The sequence below is a fragment of the Pseudomonas sp. CM25 genome, assembly GCF_013179705.1.
GTDB lineage: Bacteria > Pseudomonadota > Gammaproteobacteria > Pseudomonadales > Pseudomonadaceae > Aquipseudomonas.
The window spans coordinates 1-17,866 of record NZ_JABMCW010000093.1; the positions used below are offsets into that span (position 1 = coordinate 1).

At 61.4% G+C, this 17,866-nt stretch carries 8 protein-coding genes; 2 read left to right on the plus strand and 6 right to left on the minus strand.

What is annotated here, in order from left to right; translation table 11 throughout:
- Positions 1 to 140 precede the first annotated feature (140 nt).
- Positions 141 to 2,531 carry an RND family transporter gene (locus tag HP546_RS12515; protein WP_172225223.1) on the minus strand — a complete coding sequence of 797 codons (2,391 nt, stop codon included), beginning with the start codon at positions 2,529 to 2,531 and terminating at the stop codon, positions 141 to 143.
- Positions 2,528 to 3,511, minus strand: a complete 984-nt coding sequence (locus tag HP546_RS12520) for a YCF48-related protein (protein ID WP_172225226.1) — start codon at positions 3,509 to 3,511, stop codon at positions 2,528 to 2,530. The genes HP546_RS12515 and HP546_RS12520 overlap by 4 nt, the downstream gene beginning before the upstream one ends.
- A 553-nt stretch (positions 3,512 to 4,064) precedes the next feature.
- On the opposite strand from HP546_RS12520, the gene HP546_RS12525 reads away from it, so the two are divergent.
- Together HP546_RS12525 and HP546_RS12530 are read left to right on the plus strand one after the other, a co-directional pair.
- On the plus strand, positions 4,065 to 8,549 hold the full coding sequence (locus tag HP546_RS12525; RefSeq protein ID WP_172225229.1) for a hypothetical protein: 4,485 nt from the start codon (positions 4,065 to 4,067) through the stop codon (positions 8,547 to 8,549).
- Positions 8,546 to 13,093: an RHS repeat-associated core domain-containing protein gene (locus HP546_RS12530; RefSeq protein ID WP_172225232.1), complete on the plus strand. Its 4,548-nt coding sequence runs from the start codon at positions 8,546 to 8,548 to the stop codon at positions 13,091 to 13,093. The genes HP546_RS12525 and HP546_RS12530 overlap by 4 nt, the downstream gene beginning before the upstream one ends.
- A gap of 215 nt (positions 13,094 to 13,308) precedes the next feature.
- Here HP546_RS12530 and HP546_RS12535 read toward each other — a convergent pair whose 3' ends face one another.
- The 4 genes from HP546_RS12535 to HP546_RS12550 form a co-directional block, all read right to left on the minus strand.
- A complete protein-coding gene (locus HP546_RS12535) occupies positions 13,309 to 14,256 on the minus strand; it encodes an OB-fold domain-containing protein (protein ID WP_172225251.1) in 948 nt (315 codons plus the stop codon).
- A 5-nt stretch (positions 14,257 to 14,261) separates the two neighbouring features.
- On the minus strand, positions 14,262 to 15,473 hold the full coding sequence (locus HP546_RS12540) for a thiolase family protein (RefSeq protein WP_172225254.1): 1,212 nt from the start codon (positions 15,471 to 15,473) through the stop codon (positions 14,262 to 14,264).
- 49 nt (positions 15,474 to 15,522) lie between these two features.
- A complete protein-coding gene (locus tag HP546_RS12545) occupies positions 15,523 to 17,190 on the minus strand; it encodes a DUF1302 family protein (protein ID WP_172225257.1) in 1,668 nt (555 codons plus the stop codon).
- Positions 17,168 to 17,866, minus strand: a 699-nt coding sequence (locus HP546_RS12550; RefSeq protein WP_172225260.1) for an MBL fold metallo-hydrolase, incomplete at its 5' end; no start/stop codon positions are given. The genes HP546_RS12545 and HP546_RS12550, both read right to left, overlap by 23 nt.

Consider the following 17,866-nt stretch of genomic DNA (forward strand, 5'->3'; position numbering starts at 1 on the left):
GTGGGCCTTCCCTTGTTATTTTTATAATTTCGGCTTGGGCCGGCGGCCCTTTGCTGCAACAGTTGCCCGTGGCCAAGTCTCGCTGGCAGGGCCCGGTGCCGACAATAGGGGCACCGGGTTTATTTCGGTTACCGGATGCTTCAGCGCTGAACACCTGCCAGCACCGCACGCGCTGCCGCCTGCCTGGCCACCAGCGGCCGGCCACGGTTGAACCAGGCGGCCAGCGCCGGCAACAGGAAGATTGCCCCCAGCACGTTGACCAGGAACATGAACGACAGCAGCACGCCCATGTCGGCCTGGAACTTCAGCGGCGCGAAGGCCCAGGTGCAGACGCCGATGGACATGGTCAGCGCGGTGAACACCGCCGCCGTGCCACGTTGACACATGGCCTGATAGAACGCCTCGCGCAGGTCCGCACCGGCCTGCATCTCGTGCTGGATACGCTCGTACAGGTAGATGCCGTAATCGACCCCCACCCCGACCCCCAGCGCCATCACCGGCAGCGTGGCGACCTTCAGGCCAATGCCCAGCAGCGCCATCAGCGCATTGCAGAGGATGGCGACGATCGCCAGCGGCACCAGGATGCACAGCACAGCCCGCAGCGACAGGAACGTCAGCCAGCAGAACAGCGCCACCGAGCCGAACAACGCGCCCAGCATGATGACCTCGGCACGCTTGACCGCTTCGTTGGAGGCGGCCATGACGCCGACGTTGCCCCCGGCCAGCAGGAAGTCGACCTTCGGCGTGCGCACAGCGTCGATGATCCGCCGTGCTTCATTGATCGCGTGGCTGATGGTGGCGCCCTCATGATCGCTGAGGAACACCAGGATCTGCATCTGCTGGCAGCCTTCGGTGACCAGGCCGTCGTCGGGCATGTAGGCCCGCGCGCCCTGGCTAAGGCCACGCGCGGAACCGGGGATGGCTGCCCAGCGCGGGTTGCCCTCATTGTTACCGGCGATCACCCGCTTGCCCATGCCCGCCACGCTTTGCACCGACTGCACGCCGCTGACCGCGCGCATGCGAAAATCAAAGGCTTCCACCGCGCGCATCACCTCTGGCGACAGGCAACCCTCTTCGGTGCCTTTGACCTCGGCAAACACCGACAGCACATCCAGGCCGATCGAATAGCTGCTGATGATGCGGGCGTTGTCCTGGTTGTAGCGCGAGTCGGCGCGCAGCTCCGGCGCGCCGGCGCCGATATCGCCCACGGCCAGGTCCCGCGCCTTCCAGGCGCCTGCTACCAGCAGCGCCAGGCTCAAGCCGAACACCACCAGCGCCGGGCCCGGTTCGGCCAGCGCTGAAAGCCGCCACCACAGGCGGTGACGGCCGGCCCGGGCGGCCTGGGCCTGGCGCAGCGAGGCGGGCTCGAGGTGCAGCCAGGAGAGGATGATCGGCAGCATCAGCTTGTTGGTGACGATCATCAGCATCACGCCAATGCAGGCGGTGACGCCCAGTTCATGCACGATAGGGATATCGATCAGCATGATCACCCCGAAACCCAGGGCGTTCATCAGCAGCGCCAGCGAACCTGGGATGAAGATCTTGCAGAATGCCGAGTGGGCCGCCTGCAGCGAACTGGCGCCGGCCACCACGTCCTGTTTCCAGGCGTTGGTCATCTGCACGGCATGCGACACGCCGATGGAAAAGATCAGGAATGGCACCAGGATCGACATCGGATCGATGCCCAGCCCCAGCAGCGGCAGCAAACCCAGCAACCACACCACCGGCAGCAGCGCCACCAGCAGCGCCACCAGGGTCAGGCGCCACGACCGGGCATACAGCCACAGTAACAGCGCGGTGATGGCGAAGGCGATCACGAAGAAGCCGACCACGGTGTTCAGGCCTTCCACCACGTCGCCCACCAGTTTGGCAAAACCGACGATGTTGATCTCGATGTCGGCGTTGGCGTACTTGTGGCGGATCGCCTCGAGGTGCTCGGCCACTGCAGCGTAATCGACCGCCTTGCCGGTTTGCGGATCGATGTCCTGCAGGTCGGCGCGCACCATCGCCGATTTCAGGTCGTTGGCCACCAGCCGGCCGACCTGCCCGGCCGCAGCGGCATTGCTGCGCACCTGGGCCAGGTCCTCGGCGCTACCGTTGAAACGCGGCGGCACCACCACGTCACCGTAGAAGCCATCCTCGGTGATCTCGATGTAGCGCACGTTGGCGGTGAACAGCGAGGTGACACTGGCGCGGTTCACCCCGGAGATGAAAAACACATCGTCGGTGACATTGCGCAGGGTATCGAGAAATTCCGGGTTGTACAGGTCGCCCTCGCCCTTCCAGCGCACACTCACCAGAAACCGGTTGGCACCCGTGAAATACTGGCTGAAGCGCAGGAAATTGACCATGTAGGCATGGCGTACCGGGATCTGCTTGTTGAACCCCGGGTCAAGCTGGGTATGGGTGGCGCTGTAGCCCAGGCCCAGGGTCAGCACTACGAACAACAGCAGCAAGCCCTTGCGGCCTTTCATCAAGCCGTTGGCGGTGGCCTCGACGCAACGCGCCACGCCAGTCTGTGCCTTACTCATCGGAACGCCTCTTGTTTATCCAGCGTGGCCAGGTTGCCCGCCGGCTCCACGAAAACCCCCTGCTCGCCCCCCAGCAACAGCCGTGAACCGACCATGGTTGCCGAGGTGAGGGTGCCGTGCCCGGCGATCCGGGTGGCGCTTGCCAGCTCGCCCCTGGCATCCAGGCGAACTACCGAACTGCCAGCGCCGACGATCACCAGGCCACCGCCAGGCAAACGGGCGTGGCCGTACAGCGGTAGCGCATTGCCCACCTGGACCTGGCGCCAGTGCTCGCCGAAGTCGTGGCTGACAAACACATGCCCGCGCATGCCGTAGGTAACCCAGTCGCTGGCGCTGAGGCGCACGATGCCGAACAGCGAGCCGTTGTAGAACGCCGGCAAGGCCTGCCAGTGCGCACCGGCGTCGCGGCTGCGCAGCACCAGGCCTTGTTCGCCGACCAGCATGCGCCGGCCGTCCTCACCGCCGTCCATGCCGTTGAGATGGGCGCTGTCGATGTCCAGCGCCAACGGCCGCCAGGTCGCCCCGGCGTCATCGGACTGGTAGAACTTGCCGAAGCTGCCATAGGCCAGCACCCTGTCGGCACTGGCCGCCCACACCCCCAGCAGGGGCTCGCCGAGCTGGTCGTCGTGGCGCACCTCGCGCCAGTGCTGGCCGGCATCGTCAGAGCGCAGGATCCAGCCGTCATGGCCGACCGCAAGCAGGCGCTGGCGGTCGAGGGCCACCACGGCAGTCAGGGCAACTTCGCGCTGCGGCTCGACCACCGCAGGCTGCCAGCTGGCGCCCTGGTTGTCGCTGAACAGGATGCTGCCGCGCTCACCCACGGCCAGCACGCGCGGTTCGAGGGCGAGCAAAGCGTTGACCTGCACCCGGTCGGCACGCAGGGGGTCGTCGGCGGGCGCGGCTTCGGGGCGGGGCAGGAAGGTAAAGACGATGGTCAGCCCCACGAACAGGCAGACCAGATAGCCGATCACCGAGCGCATGGGCATCGCTCCTGATCGAGGGGCAGATACAACGCAGCCATGGAGCCGTTCCTCTTGTTCTTGTCAGGCGGGGGCATGAGGGGATAGTCAGTCGGGAGCGCGGCGCAAACATCGTCCAAATGGCTTAAGGTTTGGCTGTATCGACCTTTAGGCCTTCTGCGCGGGTGAACCCGTGTGCGCCCCCTGTGGGAGCCGCGCTTGCCGGCGATGGGCCGCGAAGCGGCCCCGGCAATTTATGCAACAACTTTGAAATCGTGGGCCCGCGTCGCGGCCCATCGCCGGAAAGCGCGGCTCCCACAAGTACAGCGCACGACTGGAAACCAAGATAATCCTGTGGGCACGGCTTCAGCCGCGAACACCGGAGCAACCGGTGCCATCCGCGCAATCATGCTGATAGCAACACCACAAGAGCCAAACTCGTACGTTCGCAACTGACATTTTTGCCAGTTGCCCCTCTTTTCATCCAGATGAACACTCAATCCGCCCTGCTGCTTACATCGGCTGGGCAGCGAAATCCAGCACCCAGTTGTGGTCTCTAACCGGAGAAGTTGAGATGAGCGCCAAGAAAGCCTACAGCGGAAAGGATGTGTTCAGGTGCTTCAATACAGGCGACCCCGTTACCGTCAACGGGAATGCGTACTACTGGGGGGGAGCCAACAAACGGGTCGCTTTCTTCACGCCAACGCTCGAGTATAGAAACTTCATTGAGATTGAATGGAGCAAGGTCGACAGCATCGAGTGCCTTGAAGAAACAAAGCAAAGAGTAGCGAACGATTTTTCCGAGTTTTTCAAGAGAGGCTGGCGGCTGGTGAAGACCAGCTACCACGACAAACTCCATACCCTCCCTCACCCACTCCTGACCGAGCATAGTTTCGATAAAATTTCGTCCTTCTTTCAGATCGGCAAGGTTTCAATGCGTGACGCCTCAAGAGCTGTATTCATCAACGATGATGACGTCGAAGCATTGAAAGCCAAAATTGCCAACCCCTGGTTTTCAAATAGACTTACCACAGGTTTTTACCCAGACCAAAAATTAAACTACGTGTTCTTTTTCCTAGGCGAAAACACCCCACCACCTGACTTCGTGGACATGGAAGCCACCCGATACCAGGCATTCGTGCATGAAATAGCACCTGATTTTGTTCTTGAACTACCCGGTATCACCCCTCCGCTTACGGTCGAGCCTGCCGTTGAACCTGCCATAGCGCCCGACCTGCTGGCCGAGCTGCCCAGCATGACAGGCTTCGAGCACAGCGCGTTGGGCACCGGTGATTGCGTTTGGGCAAGCCCCTGCCATGTGCTGGCGGACCGGGACCTGCAGCTGGACGAAACCGTTCATGTCTGGGCCGTCGACCCCATCGATGGGCGCGTGCTGAAAACCGTCTCGCTAACAGCGACCGAAGCCAACAAGGCCCGCGTGGCCTGGCCTGTTGCGTTGGTCAAGGCGATCCAGGCCGACGAGACGCTGGTCGAAGGTTCCGTGCTGCTACAGGCCGGGCATCTCTCGAACGACGCCGAACTGACCGAAAACACCGATGCCCCCACCTCGCAAACCTTCACGGGGTACAACAACATCGAGAAAAGCCAGGTCGACCGTTTGTGGGCATTTGATACGCATTGCAGGCTGCTCAGCAACCTTCCGTTCAAGGCCAATCAGGTCTGTGCACTTACGCTTCCAGATGCAGCGCCGTCCCTGGGAGATCGTGCATGCATCCAAGTACGCCACAGGACCAGCCAGCACCTGTACGAATCCCATTTTTTCCAGCCCGAAGCGAACAGCGCCAGCGATAGCTGGAGCAAACAGATGAGCGAATTTGTCAACCAGCACAGTGCGATGCTGAGGGCCGGCAAGCGCCAGGACGATGGCATCAGCATCACGCCCGCGCTGCAGGGTAATCGGCTCTGGATACCGCAACTGTCCGACCTTTCTGTTCAACTTGAAGCCGTCAATTGGCTTGAGCACGCAGCATTCACCGTGAACTCGGACCTGGCCCTGGATAGCAAGGTGATGATTGCGGTACACGATGATGTAACGGGCGCGCCGCTGCCGGGATCGCCGTTCACGTTCTCTCCAAGTATTGAAACGCAGGGGCAGAACCAATGGCCGGCCGCGTTGGCCAGTCAGTTGGCTGGCACCCCCCTGGCACCCTACATCAAACTGGAACAGGCAAGCGGCGGCACGGCCCCTGCAGCGACATGGCGTTGCCTGCGCGCAGGGATTCCCCTTCGCATCTGGATGAGTGAGCCCTTGGCTTCACCTGCTTGGTCAAGCCGCTCCGACGAGGATTTCGATGACGTGCTTGACGCCTGTCTTGGCGACGAAAGTTGTCAGTTGGTCATTGAGAGCCGTGACACGCGCACGGGGCACCTCTGCCACACCTCATCCATTACCTTGTCGGCGATGGAGTCTTCGATAGATCAGCCAGCAAAGCGGGCCAAGCTGGCGAAAACGCTTAACGAGCATTTGAAACAAACCGGGGTTGTTTGGCTGGAGCTCAACATCGACTCCAACGTTTCCGGCACCACCCTGAACAATTGGAAAGTGCATGAAGCAACTGTTCTCCAGCTACAAACAGCACTTGAGAAACTGACATCAACACCCATAGCGACTGGCAGTAAAAGCACCAACCCTTTCCCCATTCATATTAATAAATTCATCCTGAACGGACCAGTCCAGGCACATAACGCCCACGCTACCAACGCCAGCCAGCGCACACCACAACCCGTCACAGACGACATATATTATCTATATGCAGAGCTACTTCAAAAAAAAGTTAGTTCTCCTGGAGTCTTTCCAGTCACTGCAAAGAAAATCATAAAAAATCTTGCACAACTCAATATACACACGCCACCAACCGAGCTGACACACACGGCGCTTGATAAAGTTTCAAAAGTAGTACAATTTAGACAGGCAGACATTGAAGACTCGCCATTCAGCTTCAGCATGCCCGACCCACGCCTCGTGACCATCCAGCAGGGATCTTCAATATTTGATTCCACCTGGGTTATTGCAGCTGGATTTCATGACACACTTACGGGTTTGCTCCGACTTACTAAAACCACTAAACATAGAGACCTTAGCACGCTTGCGCAGATCTTCAGTGACAGAAAATTCATTGAAAAGACCTTATCAAACCTAGCGACCACCCAATGCCACCTCGCAACTATCGACATCCATTTCTCCTCTTTGCGGCAGCAACTCTGCATTTGGCTTGATGCTCAAGCCATCGATAGACGTTTTTCTCTAGTTTCCTGCAGCCGCAATGACTACGGACTTGCACTCGACTTAAACGTCCCTTTCGAACCCGATGAAGTTAGCGCTTCAGCAGGGATTTTGATCGGCATCGTGTCTCCTGAATTTCTTTGGAGAAAAATTCAGAGCTGCACAACAACAAAAGAAATAAGTATCGAAGAGCCTGCGCACGACACACTGTGCGCCGACATGGCAAATACCGACGGGTCCGAGCTCTTCGCCTCTAGCAGCTCGCAGCCCCATGGCGTCTCGCCTCAGACAGGCCTGTTCCACTTCCATCACACAGTTGCAACGCTCTCCTGCCTTTCCGGCAGTACGCCTGCGATCACACTGGCGCTTAACTACTCACCGTTACGTGCCAACGAAAGCGCCCTCGGCGATGGCTTCGCGTTCTCCGGTTTTTCTTCTTACGACAATCGAAAGCGGCGCCTGGTACTGGGTAACGGGACCGTGCATGAGCTCAGCATTGATAACATCAAGCAACTGATCGAAGGCGAGCCGATAGTATGCCTTGACTATAGCCTCAAAGCGGGCCAAGGGACTACCGACGAGTTGAGCGCTGAAGGTGGTAAACGAAAGGTCTATCACCTGACGGCTTTCACGATCGAATATCTTAACGGCCACGAAGAAGTGCTTGGGCTCCCCCAGGCCCATGACAACCTGGAAAGTGGCGGGACCTATAAAGATAACCTTAAAGGCCAGATCAATGGAATTATCGCGAAAATCGATAAAGCACTGGAGGACCTGAAAACACCATCAACAGATTCGCCGCCAATATGGAGCATTATCGGTGGGCTGTTGACCGGAGGCATTGGCTTTTTGCCAGGTTCAAAAGTTGATGACTACGAAAAAACCCGCAGCATGCAACTCTCTTCCATTGTCGCGGGCTTTATCAACACCACATGGGGCGCCGACTTATTAGGCAAGGATCGGGAAAGACTCAAACAGGTCATCGCGAATAAAAAAGATCTGAACAATCTGAAAACCGAAATGGCGCTGGCACTCGCCGATATCGAGCGCAATGCCTTGATCCTGGTGCCACTGCAACTCAAGGCCGACAACAGAGCGCTGCAACTGGACTGGCAAGGCGTAAAGGGCCATGTCCGCCTGAACAGCATAAAGGACGGTGTCAACGTGCTGCTCGAGGCCGAACACTCCGCCGAGCCGGTGCTAAAGGGTAGCCAACAGAGCGTTTTCACCCTCTGGCCAGAGACCGATGAGCGCTGCTGCATCACCCTGGACATCAAAGACTGCCTGCTTAGGCGTTTGACTCGATCCAGCGGCTCCCAGACGGACAAGCCCGACCAGCGCCTGTACTTCCAGTACACCGTGTCGGCAACGCTGGACAATGTATTGTGCTGCATTGCCGAGGACGATGGTTCACGGGAAGTGGTCGCCTACGACGAGTCATTTTACAATTCAGCACCTCGTGTCGCGCTGCACACCTTGGTACCCGGTGGCCAACAACCCAATACCCACCATGCCTGGGCCTGGGAAGGTAGAAAGCAGATCACCGCAGCCACCCGCTACGCGCACGCCCCTGTCGGCAGCGACCTGGAACAGGTGCCATCCACCCGCTGGGAGTGGTCCCACAGCGCTGACGGTGCCACGCAACTTGCGCGCCTGATCGAAAAAGTCCCCGGCGAGCAGCAGCGCATCACGCGCCATGTCTATCAGACCGACCACGCCGTGCCCGCTCCGCTGCGCCAGCCGCGGCAAACAGAGCAGCACATCACCGTCGAAGATCTCCGCGTCGCCGCCACTGCCGAGGAACAGCAGCCATGACCAGCACGGATCAGACCACCTCCAGCCCAGCCCCCACCCTTCCAGCCGCTTCGCTCACGGAAACCGCGCTCACCCGTTACCGCCCCGGCGGCCTGGAACCTATACAGTTCATCACTGACGATGGTTTGCACACACGGCTCTGGTACTACGAGGCCGACGCCCATCCACTGGATATCAGCAAGCTGGTTGCAGGGCTGACACTGGCCAAGGTCACCACCGGTACCAACGCCACGCAAGGCACCACCGGCAGGGCGCTGGCCGATGCCACCCAGCTCACCTGCACCGAGCGCCCGGCGGCGGGTAAAGGCCTGCTGCCACTGTGCGCGCAGTACCAGTACCTGCTGTTGCCCGACGGTACCCGCCAGGCCCCGGTACTGACCCTGTTCGGCTACGCCCTGAACCAGCGCGACGAGCACGGTACCCTGCTGCCCAACACCGTGCTTACCTTCGAAGGCTTCGAAGCCTTTGCCGACAGCGACACCCTGGCCTTGATGGACGTGAAGCTGGCCAAACCGACAGCGTTGTCCGTCTCCCTGGTGCAGGCCAACTACCAGCACCAGGCCGGCGCGGTCCGCAGCAGCGAACGCATCGCCACCCAGTGGTACCAGAACGACAACGCACGCAGCACCCAGACCGTGACCGAGGTAGTGACCATCGGCCAACAAGCCGCCACCCTCGAACTGTTGCGCACCACGCCCTACTCGACGGCAACGGCCATCCTCCAACGCCACATCGTGTCGGCGCGTACCGGCCGCCTACTGCGTGAAACCCGGCAAGACAGCGAGGGCAAGGCCATAGCGTTTACCTGCCATCGGTACGATAGCCTGGGCCGGGGCGTGCGCAGTGACACCTATGCGTTCAATGAACAGGCCTTTACCACTGGCTTGGTGACCTCGCTAGTAACCACCCACTCGCAATCCATCCACTACTCGGAAGACGGCGAGGGAACCTGTGTCAGGAGTTGCGACGTCCACGGGCGTCACCAGCGGTGCTATTACGATGGCCAGCAACGCATGGTGCGCCGGGAACTGCAACGCGTGCCAGGGCCCGACCACGGTGCCGGCAACTACTGCACGGTGGAACAAACATCCTGGGACAGCGATGGGCAAATGGCCGGCCAAGTGATGTTCGACTACTTGCCCGGGGGCCTGCGCATCGACAACGTCAAAGCACTGCCCGAGCGGAGCAAGGACTGGTTCTGGCAGGCCCACGGGCATGACCCGGTGGTTACCGACACAAACCAGAATGTGTCGCTGACCACCCGCTCCACCCTTGGGCTGATCTCGCAGGGCGCACTGAGCACTCAACAAACCACCCAGCGCAACCTGCGGGACGGGTCGGTCACCCTGACGCACGAAGCATGGAAAGGCCTGGAGAAACCTGCCGCCGGTGCAGCCATCACAACCACCCAGACGCTGAACCAGAAAGGCCAGCGCACTCAGGTGACCGAGGACATCCCCGGCTATGCCAAGCAAGCCAGAACCTGGAATATCAGCTACGACGGCCTGGGGCGCGCAGAGACACTGACCCAACCGGACAAATCGATCATTACCTGGGCCTACGAAGGCTTGAACGATGCCCCAACCCGCATGAGCGTGAAGAAGTCGGCGAACGCGCCAGAACGGGTACTGGCCAGCCGCACGTTCAACGAGGGCGCCGTGGCGACGCTGGTCAGGGGCAGTGATACCAGTCAAACGCTGCGAACCCGGCCAGACGGTTACGTGAAGCCAGACGGTACCAGCCTTTACCATGCACGCAACGACGATGGCAGCCTGTCCTGGTATGCACAAAAAGGCAGCACCGATAGCAAGACACCCTTGGTAACCTTCAAGTTGAGCCCCGTCACACAGGCCTTGCAGGCCGAACGCCCGGTGCAGGGTGATCATCAAAGCCTGGTCACCAGCGAAACCTTGCAGCCGCTGCTATTGGGCACCTGGCGCTTCAACCGGACGGTGCACGGGCAACAGCAGCGCGATGAGGGTTCGGCCTCCCTGCGCGGCGTCTTGACCGGCACATGGAACAGCAACAACCTGCCCCTGCAGGCCTGGGAAAATGCCCAAGGTTACCGCAGCCGGTTGCGCCGGGGATCACTCGAATACCAATACACATACACTGCACTGGGCCAGTTGGCCTGCCTCACGGTGCAAGACATGCGCAGCGGCCGGCACTTGCAGGTGCTGCACGACTACGATGCCTTCGGCCGCGAAACCAAGCGCAGTTATTCGCTGAACGGCCAGGAAAAGGTGCGCTACGAGCAAACCTGGTCACCGGCCAGCCAGCTGCTAAGCAAAACGCTGTACCGTGACGGCACACGGGCAAGAACTGAGACATTCGTCTATTACACCAGTGTGACCGGTACCAGCGATGAATTGCAGCAATGGACGGTGGACGCAGTGGCGGGCGAGCAGGTCAAGGATGACGAAGGGCATGCCATCAAGGAAGAGGCTTACCAATACGACGAACTGGGCAGCATGACCCAATGCTCGACCACGCGTAGCAACAACGACACGCTGGTACGCAGTTATGCCTACGACGATGCGATGCATCCAACCCGGCGTACGGCGATCACCTGCGCCGCGACACTTGCCGGCAAGACCAGTACCCGCACGGTCACCCTGACGTACGACGCCAACGGCAACCTGGCGACCAACGAGCGGGAACAGACCCTGGCCTACACTGACAGCGGCCGCCTCAGGTCAGTGACTGCCAAGGGTGGCACGACGCCGCTGACCTATTACGAGTACGACGAACATGACCGGTTGATTGCCCAGTGTGATGTCGTCAACAACCAGCGGCGCATCCTCAACTATGGTGCCAATGGCCTGAGTGGGGAAACCTGGCTGGATGGTGCAGGCAAGGTGCTCAAGCGCCTGACGCTGGATGACCAGGCGGGCCTGGCGGTTGCCTTGGGCGATCAATGGCTGTTCGTGCTCGGCGACCCGCAGACCGGTGGGGGTGACGAATACCAGTTCAAGGACGGCGCCTGGGTTCGCCATTCGGTCACGTTCACGCCTTGGGGCGTTACCCATCTGGCCACCCTCAACGCTCAATCGGTGGGCGTCGGTTACAACGGCCAGCGGGTGGATCGGGTGACGGGGGGTTTCCATCTCGGCGACGGCTACCGCGTCTACGACGCCCAGCACAAAGTGTTCTGCCAGCCCGACGACTGGAGCCCGCTGGGTGCAGCCGGCCCGAATGACCGTGCCTACTGCCCGAAAGCCGACCCGGTCAACTTCGAGGATCCCAGTGGCCACATCATGCTCAACCGCCAGGCCCAGGCCGCGAGCCTGACCCGGCTCGACACCATTATTGCCGCGCTTACTCCCAGCACGGAGACAGCGCCACCCCAGGCTGCCAGCACGGGGGATTGGCTGTTGTTCGCTGGCCTGACGATTCTGGGTGGGCTGCTGATCGTAGCTTCGGCAGGCACCCTGAGTGCGCCGGTGATCGCCGGGCTGATGATCGCCTACACAGCGGGTGCCGCAGTTACGGCGACGGGGATGGCATTGAGGCAGTCGCACCCGGAGCTGTCGCGGATATTGGAACCTGTGGGGCACGTGATGATGGCGTTGGCCAGTGCGCCGGCATTCGGCTCGCAGATGGCCGGGGTGGCGAAGGCGGTGGTGTATGGATCGACGCTGGCGTATGCAGGTTTGACCATCGCTCAGGTATCGGTGCAACAGAGTAACCCTGAACTGGCAGAGAAACTGGGATGGGCGGCGATGGCTGCTGGCCTGGTTGACCTGGCGCATGCCGGAGCGAGTAAGCTGAGTAAAGCGCTTGGCGAAGGGTTTCATAAGCTGCGCGCTTTGCGCGCATCGCTGGGACCAAGACGATTCAAATATGCCGTTAGATCACCCCATGCTCCGCGACCTACCTCGTATCCGGGCAATCCCATGGGAGGTAAAACTGCAGGGCTCAGGGTATTCGGAAACAAGTCTCAACAAGTGATTTCTCAAGCAGCCCCCGGTAGGGCTCCCGTATGGTATCAGGACACCCTGCCCGGGCCCCAGCAGAGAACACTCTGGACCGCTGATATGACTGTAACTCACAGCGACGTAAAAGATGCGCTCATTAAAATGTCCAGGCGCAACTCAAAAAGTGACATCCATGCTTATACAGGTGTTCACGGCGAAACAACTGGAGACAACTTCACTAGCTACCGAAGCACCCTAGGCAAAGTTACAGTCAGACGCGACCCTTATCTCAACGACGTAGAATTCCTTCTTGAAGACAAATCTGCCTTTTCCCACACCAAACCCAGCGACCGCTTGCGTAGACTAGTCACAGAAGATGACGTCAACAGCTTCAATATACTAAATGGAACCAACTATGATTATCGAGATGTACGCGGAAATTTACGCAACCGGAAGATCTACATTCATGATCTGAGAGGTAGCGATCTCAAAGGGGTCACCCGTGCCCAGCTCGACCAATGGGAGTCTCTTCCAGGCCATCACCTTCATGCTTACTGCTTCTCCAGGAATGACGAGCGCTTGCTTCATACTTATAATCTCGCCCCTGTCATTAGTTATCTAGGTTAACGCATACCTACGCCTCATGACTACTTCCGGCACAATAGGCCTTGCAGGTAGAAAGTCCCGAGATTTGAAAGAGGTGCTCTTCGAGTACCTCTTTCAAAACATCATCACGTTGAGGCCCGAAGTGACCTGATTAATCACCCGGATCAGCGCGAACTTCAGCAACCACCGAGCGATCGCGATACGCCCATTTTCTGATTTGAAGTGCTGCGAGCTGCTCAGCGTTGGTAGAGAATCACCAGGTCATTGATCACCGACGGCCGCTCCTGGCCGACCACGTGGGTGTTGATCTCCAGGGTCAGCTGGGTGCCGCGCTGGTTCAGCTCGACCGCCTTGACCCGGGCCCGGGCATGAATGCGCGCGCCGGCCGGCACCGGCGCCGGGAAGCGCAGGCGGTCGGAGCCGTAGTTGATCTGCGTGGTGAAGCCGGTGATCTCGAAGCCCAGCGCCAGCTTCAGCCGCGACTGCAGCACCTGCACCAGCGCGCCGTGGGCGATGGTGCCGCCAAACGGGCTGCTGCGCCGGGCGCGCTCGGGATCGGTATGGATCCAGTAATCATCGCCGGACAACTGCGCAAAGGCATCGATCAAGGCCTGGTCCACCAGCAGGCTGTTGCTCCAGCCGCTGAACTGCTCGCTGACCAATGCCTGCAAGGCCTGTGCATCATTGCAATCTACCTGCACACTGCTGCCAGGCTTGGGCTCGACCGCTGGCGTGTCAGCGCCGCCCGCCAGGACTTCGAGGCTGTGCACGTCCTGCTCCAGGCCGGTAAAGCGCAGCAACCGCGTGCCTTTGTCGTCAGCCTCGGCGAACACCGGCTGCAAGGCCATGCCGATACGAATCTGCGCCTCGTCCAGCCCGACCAGGGTGGTGTTGATGCGCACCCCTTCGGCCAGTTCCACCACCGCCAGGGCCTGGGGCATTTCATCGGCAAAGTCCGGCAAGGTTGCAATGCGCGTCAGGGTATAGCTGTACAGGCTCGCCTGCCCCGCCACCTCGCGCCAGGCCGGGTCTGGCGCCAGGCAGGCCGGGCAGTGCCGGCGCGGGTAGAACAGCCACTGCGCACACGCGTTGCACTGCTGGATCAACAGCCGCCGGGCCTTCAGGCCCTCCCAGAACGGTGCGGAGATTTCCGTCGCCACAGGCATGGGTTTGTTATTGGACATACTGGTTATGCTCCCTGAAGGATCAATGCGCCCTGTTCGCTCATCACGCCACCGGTGCCGGAGACGTACACGCTGTCGCAACGCTGCAGCTGGCGCTCGCCGGCCGCGCCGGCAATTTGCGTGACCGCCTCGATGACCTGCGACATGCCGCCAGCAGAGCCGGCCTGGCCAAAGCTGAGCTGGCCGCCATGGGTGTTCATGGGGAAGTCGCCGCGCCAGGTCAGATCGTGCTCGCGCACGAACGCCATGCCCTCGCCTTTGCCGCAGAAGCCCGCGTCTTCCAGGGTGAGCAGCGCGGTGATGGTGTAGCAGTCATAGATCTGCGCGGCATCGACGTCTGCCGGTTTCAGCCCGGCCATGGCGAAGGCACGCTGTGATGCCGGGCCGATGGGCGTGTGCAGCATGTCCTGGGCATAGGACGGCGACTTGAACGCCAGGTGTTCGCCAAAGCCGGTAATGAACGCTGGCCGCTTGCGGGCCTTGGCCGCCAGTTCCTTCGAGGCGATGATCATGGCGGCACCGCCGGCCACCGGCATGACGATTTCCAGCACGTGCAGCGGGTCGGCGACCATCCGGCTGGCCAGCACCTGCTCGACACTCAAAGGCTGGCCGAAGAACATCGCCTGCGGGTTGGCCTGGGCGTTGCTGCGCTGGTCCACCGCAATCTTGGCCAGGGCCCTGGGGTCGTAGCCGTACTGGGCGGCGTAGCGCTGGGCGATCATGGCATAGCCGGTGTTCTGGCCCATGTGCCCGTACGGCAGGTCGAACTCCGCTTCGGGGGCACCGAACGCCGTGCTGTGGCCGCCAAAACGCATGGCCCGGGCCATCCAGCCGGGATCTTCATCCGGCCCCAGCGGGGCCATGCGCGCTGGCAGCACGCACAGCACGGCCTGGCACAAGCCCAGTTCGATGGCAGCGGCGGCGCGCCAGACCATGCCCACCGAAGTACAGCCGCCAAGGTCGACCACCTCGGCAAAGTTCAGGCGAAGGCCCAGGTATTCGGCGGCCATGGCCGGCACAAACACCGAGGCTTCGTGAAACTGCGGGCCGTTGATCACCAGGCCGTCGAGGTCCGAGGCTTGCAGGCCGGCATCGCGCAGGGCCTGGGCGGCCAGGTCGGCGACCTGTTCGAGGTGGAACATCCTGGGCGCCGTCGCGTACTTTTCCGGCTTGTACTGCGCGGTACCCACTATTGCTGCGTGGCCTTTGAGCCCCATAGTGCCTCCATGCCGGAGCCGCAGGCCCCGGCGTTGTCCAGGTGGTCGGTCAGAAGGTGTATTTCATCGAGAACGTGGCGTAGTCACGGTCGGCATAGGGCCGCTTGATCGGGTCGGGCGAGCCCAGGTAGCCCACGTAGGTCAGGCCGACTTCCAGGTTGCCCAGGTACTTGAAGGTGGTGCCTACGCTGATGCGGCGGTCGCCCTGCACGCCGGCGATGCTGCCGGACATGGGCGTCGAGCCGCTGAACACATTGGAGAAGCGCACTGGCACTTCCAGATCCCAGCCTTGGAAAACCCCCGGATAACTGAACGATGCGCCCACGGTGTAGGCACTGGCGTCGCGGCTCTTCCAGCCGGATGCGGTCTTGTAGGTGTAGTCATCGGACGCTCCAACCAAGGGTGTCAGGCTGGGCAACAGGGCCACGCCTTGCAGGTTGCTGGCTGCGGAAGTGGCCTCGACACTGTCCACCCGCACATGAATGATCTCGCCGGTCAGGGTGGTCTGGCTGGCCCACGGCCGGTCACCCAGCACGCGCATGGCCGAAAGCTGGAACTGCTGGCCCTTGCCCTTGGCTGCAGTCGGTCCCATGCCCGTGTTGACCAGCACCGGCGCGCCGTCGCGGTACGACCACTCGGCCCCTATCTGGGTATCGCCGAGCTTGGTCGAGGCGCTGATACCGGTCAGTTTGATGTCTTCGAAATACTTCACCCGGTAGCCGTTGGCGGCAAAGGCGAACAGGCCGCCACCGACGGGCACCGGGCTGTAGCCCACCAGCGCTGTGGCCGGGTTCTTGTCGTGGTAGTTGACGTGAAACAGCGACAACTCCAGCGCCGGCACCGGCCGGTAGCGCAGTTGTATGCCCCACTGGCCGCTGTCGCGGGGCTCATCGGTACCGCGATACGGCACATTGCCCGTCGGGGTGATCAGGAATTCGCGCCCTGGCCCGATCACATCGGTGCCCGACAGGTAGCTGCCCACCGGTGCCAGTTCGGTGCCCTTCCACTCGTACTGCACGTAGCCGCCAAAGGTGAACTGCGGGTTCAAGCGGTACGACGCCGACACCTGCCCCACCGGCAGCAGCACTTCCTTGACCTCGACCCCCGGTTGCGCGGCCTTGACCGCATCAGAGGGGTTCTGCACGCCGTTGACGCCGGGGTAGTACAAGCTTTCGCCCCAGGACTCGATGTGGCGCCCGGCCTTGACGTCGAGCATCGAATCGTTGTCGAAACGCCAGCCGCCGAACACATATGCGTCCAGCAGCCGGGTGCGGCCGCCGCTGTAGTAACGCGCATCGCTGGTGAATTCGTCGTTGTCACCGGCCTTGTTGACCGTGGCCGGTGAGTCGTTGTCGTTCTTGCGGTGGTAGACGTCGTCGTAGAAGGTGCTGGCGCGCACCACGGCGCCGTAGTTGTCCATGCGCAGGATCATCTCGCCCAGGGCGCCCACCCGGTTGGTGGTCAGGCTGCCCTGGTTGAAGTTGCGGTTGGCGTCATCGGCATTGACCCCGAGCAGGCGGTCACTGGGCTTGCCCAGGCGCACGCCGATGCCGTAGCTGGTGGTCACCGACCAGTCGATGGTGGCGCCATTGTCGAACTCCAGGGTTTCCCCGGACCAGGCCGGCGTCGACGCCAGCGCGATCGCCGTGGCCAGGCTGGCAAGCTGGACACTGCGGCAAGCAAGGGCAGTACCGTCATTGTTGTTCTTGTTGATCACACGGACTCTCCTGAAGGGCAACCGACTGGCCGCCTGGAATGTTCAACGTCGCCGTCGGGCCACCCGCCGCCTGCTGCGCGGGTGCCTGCCGGGCACGGCGATAGCGGTAAAGCGGTGGCTGGTACTCGCGCACGAGCAGCCCTTCGGCCATGAGGTAGTTGGCGTGGGCCAACGTTTCGCCAAGGGCCATCAGTTCGTCGAAACGACCGGACAGCCTGGGGAACAGCGCAGCCATCAGCTCAAGCGCGGTAGAGGGCGCCTCGCAGCTGGCCAGCAGGCGCGCGAGCTGGGCCTGGTGATGAGCCTGCAACTGGTCGAGCCGGGCATGCAGGTTGCAGAACGGCCGCTCGTGGGCTGGCAACACCAGCACGCTGTCCGGCAGGCTGCGCAGGTGTTCCAGCGAGGCCAGCCATTCACGCAGCGGGTCGGCCTCGGGCTCGGTGGCATGCACGCCCACCGTCGGGGTGATGCGCGGCAGGACCTGGTCGCCGGCAAGCAGCAGGCTGCCATCCTCGGCATACAGGCAGGCGTGCTCCGGGGAATGACCACGGCCGACCACCACGCGCCACTGGCGGCTGCCGATGCGCAGCCGATCACCCTCACGCAGGCGCCGGTAGCTGTTGAAATGCAGCGGCCGGAAATGGCCGTTCTGCACCAGCCGATAAAGCTCGCCGAT